The following is a 1762-nucleotide window of genomic DNA, read 5'->3' on the forward strand; positions in this document are numbered from 1 at the left end:
GTTCAACTCGGGTCTGGCAGCGATAACCAAACTGACCGAAGGAAAAACCTTCCTGTGCCAGAAAGAAGGCGACGCGATCCCCGGAGCAGATGTTCCCGGCGTAGAAGCGGCGGCATTTTCTGGTCCGCACCCGTCTGGTCTGGCAGGTACCCACATCCATTTTCTCGAGCCTCTGGCTGGTGAAAAGCAGGTCTGGACGATTGGCTATCAGGATGTCATTGCAATAGGCCGCCTGATGCAAACCGGTCATCTGGATCCTAACATTGTTATTGCTTTGACCGGTCCCGGGGCGCGTCAGCCGCGTTTGGTGCGCACTGTTATGGGTGCATCCACGGATGACCTGACCCGTGATGAGGTGAACGTGGACGGCACGCCGCGTATCATCTCGGGTTCAATCCTGTCTGGTCAGCTAGCTGATGGACCGACGGCCTATCTGGGGCGCTTTGCCCGCCAGATCAGCATCATACGTGAAGATCACGATCAAATTCCGATGGGCTGGATTCGTCCAATGCCGTCTAAGTTTTCCGTACAGCCCGTTCTGGGCTCTGCGTTTGCCAAGAAGCTGTACGCATTTACATCCAACCTGAATGGTGGACGTCGCGCGATGGTGCCGACCGGTGTATTCGAAGAATTGATGCCGCAGGACTATCTGCCGACTCAGCTTCTGCGTGCCTTGCTGGTGATGGATACGGACACGGCTCAGGCACTGGGCGCACTGGAGCTGGATGAAGAGGATCTGGGCCTTGTGGGCTTTGCCTGTCCGGCAAAATACGAATACGGGCTGGCGCTGCGCGACTGCCTGAGCAAGATTGAAAAGGAGGGCTGATCCAAATGGGTTTGCGCAGCTTCTTCGATCGGATTGAGCCGAACTTTACCAAGGGCGGCAAGTACGAAAAGTATTTCCCCATCTACGAGATGGTCGAAAGCTTTATCTACACTCCGAAAACTGTGACCACCGTTGCCCCTCATGCGCGGTCTTACGTGGATATGAAGCGGATCATGACTTATGTCGTGATAGCCACGATCCCGTGTATCCTATGGGGAATGTACAATACCGGCTATCAGGCCAATTCGGCTATAGCCACGCTTGGGCCTGACTCGGCCACTGGTTGGCGGATTGCAATTCTGCAGATGTTCGGCATTTCGCTGAACCCTGACAGCATCTTTGCCAATGTCATGCACGGGCTGATGTATTTCCTACCGATCTATATCGTCACACTGGTCGCCGGCGGTATTTTCGAAGTCATCTTTGCAACCGTGCGGGGGCATGAGGTGAACGAGGGTTTCCTTGTTACATCAATGCTCTACACGCTAATCATGCCTGCAACCACACCGCTGTGGCAGGTCGCTTTGGGCATTATCTTTGGCGTCGTAATCGGTAAGGAAGTGTTTGGCGGCACAGGCAAGAACTTCCTCAACCCGGCGCTGGTTGGTCGGGCTTTCCTGTACTTTGCTTATCCTGCGCAGATGTCGGGCGATGCGGTTTGGACCCCGGTTGATGGTTTCTCGGGTGCAACTGCACTGGCGGTCTCGGCGGCTGATGGTGTTCAGGCGCTGGCCGCTGAAGGCATCACCTGGTCGAGCGCGTTCTTCGGCCAAATCCAGGGCAGCTTTGGTGAGACATCTACATTGGCGTGTATGATCGGCTTGGCCTTCCTGCTGACGACAAAGATCGCCAACTACCGGCTGATTGTCGGCTGTCTGGCCGGAACCATCGGCTTTACCCTGCTGCTGAACCTCATCGGATCGGACACGAACCCGA

At 55.6% G+C, this 1762-nt stretch carries 1 protein-coding gene and 1 pseudogene; both read left to right on the top strand.

Annotated features, from left to right (window positions below; translation table 11 throughout):
- Positions 1-826 (top strand): annotated as a pseudogene (locus AC2FNU_RS24690) (NADH:ubiquinone reductase (Na(+)-transporting) subunit A); the annotation flags it as partial.
- Between the two features lie 5 nt (positions 827-831).
- Positions 832-1762, top strand: a 931-nt coding sequence (locus tag AC2FNU_RS24695) for an NADH:ubiquinone reductase (Na(+)-transporting) subunit B (protein ID WP_496794257.1), incomplete at its 3' end; no start/stop codon positions are given.

Source organism: Ruegeria sp. BHSB064 (genome assembly GCF_059613205.1).